The organism is Pseudorhodobacter sp., assembly GCF_030452865.1.
GTDB lineage: Bacteria > Pseudomonadota > Alphaproteobacteria > Rhodobacterales > Rhodobacteraceae > Pseudorhodobacter.
The window spans coordinates 1-4,976 of sequence record NZ_JAKDLJ010000277.1 but is presented as its reverse complement, the minus strand read 5'-3'; the positions used below and the strand labels follow the sequence as shown (position 1 = coordinate 4,976).

Sequence of the window (4,976 nt, the reverse complement as noted above, 5' to 3'; positions counted from 1 at the left end):
GACCATCCTCAATCTCCACATTAACCGCGCCCGATTTGCCACCAATCCGCGCAACCTTGGCACCTTCGAGAATCTCAATCCCTTCGCGGCGCATCTGCTCCAGCACAATTGCAGCGGTTTCAGGATCATCGTTGCCAAAGGCTTTCAGCCCCTCCACCACCGTCACCTGACAGCCGAGCCGTCGATGCGCCTGTGCCATCTCCATGCCGATCGGCCCACCGCCGATCACGATCAGATGTTCGGGCTTTTCGCGATCCGCAAAGATCGTCTCATTCGTCAGATACGGCACTGAGTCGGCCCCCGGAATCGGCGGCACAAAAGGCCGTGACCCGGTTGCCACGACATACCGCCGCGCCGTGATGCGGAAATCGCCTGCCACCACCTCATTCGGGCCGGTAAACTTCGCCCTTGCCCTGATGACCCGCACACCGAGGGCTTCGAACCGCTCCTGACTGTCAACCGGGGCGATGGCGGCGATCACACGGGCGACGTGATCCTTCACAGCGCCAAAATCAACGTCCGGCGTGACAGGCTTGATTCCGAACGGAGCACCCGTCGTCATCGCATGGGCATGTTTTGCGGCTGCGATCAGGGCCTTCGACGGCACACAGCCGACATTCAGACAGTCGCCCCCCATCTCCGCGCTTTCGATCAGCACGACACGCGCGCCCATCTGTGCCGCGCCTGCCGCAATCGACAACCCACCAGAACCGGCACCAATGATGCAGATGTCCGTTTCGATATGTTCCATTCAATTCGCTTTCTTGCGCAGCAGTTTCACCAGGATCGGCAGTGCAGACAGTGCAGCAAGCCCCAGAATCGGCCCCAGAACATGCGGTGCGAAAATAATCGACAGGTCCGGCGCCTCACCTTGGGCAAAAACTTCGCCCAAGCCCGCGCCGACCGAGGTAAAGACCAAGGCACCGGGCATGATCCCCAGAAAGGTCGAGATGACAAAGCGGCTTGGTCTGGTTCCGACAAAGGCCGGCACCAGATTGGCAATGAAAAACGGCACCACAGGGACAAGCCGCATCAAAAACAGCATCGACCATTCATTCTCCTGCAACCCGACCTGCAATTTGGCGACTGCACCGCCTTTGCGTTCGATCTTTTCCGAAAATTTTGCGCCAAAGCCACTGCGCGCGGCGGTAAAGATCGCAACCGCGCCCATAGTTGCAGCCGCCACATTGTAGAACACCCCCGGAAAAGTTCCGAACAGAAAGCCGCCCGTCAGCGTCGCAATGGTGGCACCCGGCAGCGAGAAACCGACAATCGCAGCGTAGATCAGAACGAACGTCAGTACCGCGATCGCGTAATTCGCATCCCGAAATGCTACGAGGTCTTCCCGATTGTCAGCCAGCGCGTCAAAACTCAGATAGTCGCGCAAAAGATACCCACCGATGAGTGCCACCGCAATGATGGCAAGAAACGGCAGTTTTCCCCGGATGCCGGGTTTTGTAATTTCTGTCGCATTCGCCTTTGAAGGCATGGCGTGGGGCCTTTCTGTGAAGCGTCTGATCGCTGTCGCGCTCGATCATCATGGGCGATTTTGCGCCGAGACGTCAGCCCACTCACGCGGCGTTGATAAGGAATGGCCGCTTTGGCATTGAAACCAAGCCCATTGAAACATTCCGTCCGCAATTCAGGCAGTCCGCAGGTGAAATAGCGCGGAATGTTGCAGAAAATTCGCCCCCGATGAATTGACTTGGCCGGTGGGGATGCGTAAAGGACGGGCTTCGAATAAGCGCGACCAGTGGATTGCGGCGAATCCCGCCCTCGTTTCCAATTGGTCGCATATATGATGGAGAACCGCGATGAAGCGCACTTTTCAACCTTCCAATCTGGTCCGTGCGCGGCGCCACGGCTTTCGTTCCCGCATGGCGACCAAGGGCGGTCAAACCGTCTTGAACAACCGTCGCGCCAAGGGCCGCAAAAAGCTGTCGGCCTGATTGGACAGGGCTTCGGCCCTGCTTTTTGAAGGGTATACGACATGATACCGCCGATGGCAAAGGGAGAGGGCAGCAATGCCGAGACCCAAGCGCCAGCGGCGGTTTTGTCATGTTTGCCGGGCGGCCCGCCACAAGTCCTGCGCCACCGCGCGGATTTTCTGAAGGCTGCATCGGCTCGACGCCAAGGGATGCCGGGCTTTTTGTTGCAGGCGCGGGCACGCGGTGACGACAGCGCGCTGATTCGCGTCGGTTACACCTGTTCAAAGAAACTGGGCAATGCCGTCGCGCGCAACCGCGCCAAGCGAAGGCTACGCGAAGTAGCGCGCGTGCTGCTGCCCCGGTTAGGGCAACCGGGTTGGGATTACGTCCTCGTCGGCAGGCCAAATGCCACCGCAGACCGCAGTTTCACCTTGCTGCTGGATGACTTGCAGGCCGCCTTGATCAAGATTCACGCCTCAAGCGAAGGCGCGCGAAAATGAACCCGTTCGCGCATGTCCTTGCCCTTCCCGTGCGCGCCTATCGCCTTCTCCTCAGCCCTTGGGTCGGTCACGGATGCCGGTTCCAGCCAACCTGTTCCGCCTATGCGCTTGAGGCGCTGGAAAAACATGGAGCGCTGAAGGGTGGCTATCTGAGCCTGCACCGCATCTGCCGTTGCCATCCTTGGGGGGGCAGCGGGTATGACCCTGTTCCGGCGCCGAAGGGAAAGCGTTGATCCCCGCTTGACTTAAAGAACAAAAGATAAACATTTATCGAAAATTCTTCGCAACTATTGGGCGAGCGTTAACTTCACCAATATCTCGACGATTTAGTTTCGGGGCCATCAGGGCGTTCCGGCCCTTTGCACCGAGAAGGGATATGCGATGCAGGGACCGCGCAACCAATCGTCAGATCGCGCAACCGCCGGGTGGATTGGAAACCTCGGCCATTGGCTCGGCGCGGGGTTCCGGCGCCCGGAATTGCTGGTTTTCCTGCCTGCGCTATCGCTGTGCGCGTACTGGATCGGCGGCGAATCGATTATGATGATGACCGCCCTGGGTCTGCCGCTTTTGTTCCTGCTTGCCGGGGTGCTGCGCAATGGCGAGGCAGCACCAGCGCCGATGCCCGACGCCCTCAATGGCTTGGCTCTGCGCCCCGAGATTATTCGCATGCTGGATGCCATCCTGCGCGATGCCCCGGTGACAGGACGGTCAACCGCTTGTTTTGTTGTCCAGTTCGATGATGCCGACATATTGCTGGACCGGCATGGAAGGGCGGTGCAAACCGAGGTTCTGGCGCGCAGCGCGGAGCGACTTTGCGCCTCTCTGCGCGAAGGCGACACGGTGGCACGGCTGGAAGGCGGCGGTTTTGCCATCACGCTGTCCCCCATCCGCCGAATCGATCTGGAGGCGATGATACAAACGGCGGCCCGGCTGCAATCCGCTCTCGCCCCGCCGATCAGCATTGACGCCGCCCGACTCTATGTGACCTGCTCCATCGGCTTTTGCCTTGGCGCGAAATCGCCGCTGCCGACAGGCGCGTCGTTGCTGGATGCAGCGCAGGTCGCGGCGGATGAGGCGTTGCGCAACGGCCCCGGCGCGATCCGTGTCTACATCGCCGGCATGGCGCGCAAACGGTCCGACCGCGATGCTTTGCGCAACACGCTGGAGAATGCTTTGGACGCTGGTGAAATACGCCCGCATTTCCAGCCACAAATCTGCACTGACACCGGCAAACTCTCCGGGTTTGAGGCACTGGCGCGATGGCATCACCGCGAACGCGGTCTTGTCCCCCCGGCAGAGTTTTTGCCAGCGATAGAGGACGCCGGATTGGCTGAACGTCTGGGCGAGGTGATGCTCTATCACGCCCTCGCCGCACTGGTCCGCTGGGACAAGAATGGCTACAATGTGCCGAATGTCTCAGTCAACTTTTCAGCGACGGAACTGCGCAACCCCCGACTTGCGGAAAAGCTGAAATGGGAGTTGGACCGGTTTGATCTTGCCCCATCCCGGCTGTGTATCGAGATTCTGGAAACCGTCATCGCAGAAACCGAAAATGATGTGATCGTGCACAACATCGCGGCATTGGCGAAGCTGGGTTGCGGCATTGACTTGGATGATTTCGGCACCGGCCATGCTTCGATCACCAATATCCGGCGATTCGCGTTGCGTCGGCTGAAGATTGACCGCAGTTTCGTGACCAAGGTGGATGAGGATCGCGAACAGCAAAAAATGGTCGCAGGGATCCTGTCACTGGCGGAACGGATGGGGTTGGAGACCTTGGCCGAAGGCGTCGAAACCAAAGGCGAACATGCGATGCTCGCTCAACTGGGCTGTCGCCATGTACAAGGCTTCCTGTTTGCCAGACCGATGAGCTTTGAGGACGCCGAAGCCTGGATCATCCGACATGAGGCAAGCCGCAGTACCCCGCCCCGGATCGGTCATCGGGCGGGCTAGGCGCTCACAACGCCGGGGCGCCCGCGGAGAATGCCCCAGTTTTCGGAAATCCACCAACACGCAGTCGCTTTCGACACTGCAAATCTTCAAATCACCGTTTTCCTCCTCCCATTCCTGTGAGAGAGAGCCAAAAACGGGGAAAAGCCCTTGACCTTTGGTGCCCCCTATCGTTGAACCACCGCTGACCCAGAACAGGAACGGTGTTGGTCCCAGATGGACGATCAGAACAAGAATCTCATCCTCGCAACGGTGCTCAGTTTCCTCGTGATTCTGGTGTGGTTTGTCTTTTTCCCACCCGCAGAGCCGGTTGTTGACCCGAACGCCCCGGCCGTCGTTTCGACGACTGCAGAAACCACCGCACCGCCCGCGACAGCGGCAGTCCCATTGGCACCGGATGCCAGCACCGCGACTGCCACTTTGGCGACCACACCGCGCGTTGCAATTGATACCCCGCGCCTGAAGGGGACAATCTCCCTGCTCGGCGGCCGTATCGACGATCTCGCGCTGAAAACCTATCACACCACGATTGACCCGAAATCCGCGATTGTCACCTTGCTGTCGCCAATCGGTCAACCGCACGCCTATTACGCGCTTT

General features: G+C 59.4%; 7 protein-coding genes. 5 read left to right on the top strand and 2 right to left on the bottom strand.

Annotated elements, in window-relative coordinates; translation table 11 throughout:
* Both L0H65_RS14435 and L0H65_RS14430 read right to left on the bottom strand, forming a co-directional pair.
* On the bottom strand, positions 1-751 hold a 751-nt coding region (locus L0H65_RS14435), incomplete at its 3' end, for an FAD-dependent oxidoreductase (protein ID WP_301459748.1).
* Positions 752-1,489, bottom strand: coding sequence for a TVP38/TMEM64 family protein (locus L0H65_RS14430; RefSeq protein ID WP_301459747.1), 738 nt, complete (start codon positions 1,487-1,489; stop codon positions 752-754).
* Between the two features lie 325 nt (positions 1,490-1,814).
* Here L0H65_RS14430 and rpmH point away from each other — a divergent pair, with 325 nt between their 5' ends.
* From rpmH to yidC, 5 genes are all read left to right on the top strand, one after another.
* Positions 1,815-1,949, top strand: coding sequence for a 50S ribosomal protein L34 (gene rpmH, locus L0H65_RS14425; RefSeq protein ID WP_301459746.1), 135 nt, complete (start codon positions 1,815-1,817; stop codon positions 1,947-1,949).
* Positions 1,950-1,990: 41 nt separating this feature from the next.
* Positions 1,991-2,428, top strand: coding sequence for a ribonuclease P protein component (rnpA, locus tag L0H65_RS14420; RefSeq protein WP_301459745.1), 438 nt, complete (start codon positions 1,991-1,993; stop codon positions 2,426-2,428).
* Complete coding sequence (gene yidD, locus L0H65_RS14415; RefSeq protein ID WP_301459744.1) at positions 2,425-2,661, top strand: membrane protein insertion efficiency factor YidD; 237 nt, start codon at positions 2,425-2,427, stop codon at positions 2,659-2,661. Before rnpA ends, yidD begins: the two co-directional genes overlap by 4 nt.
* A gap of 148 nt (positions 2,662-2,809) precedes the next feature.
* On the top strand, positions 2,810-4,381 hold the full coding sequence (locus L0H65_RS14410) for a bifunctional diguanylate cyclase/phosphodiesterase (protein WP_301459743.1): 1,572 nt from the start codon (positions 2,810-2,812) through the stop codon (positions 4,379-4,381).
* Positions 4,382-4,594: 213 nt separating this feature from the next.
* On the top strand, positions 4,595-4,976 hold a 382-nt coding region (yidC, locus tag L0H65_RS14405; RefSeq protein WP_301459742.1), incomplete at its 3' end, for a membrane protein insertase YidC.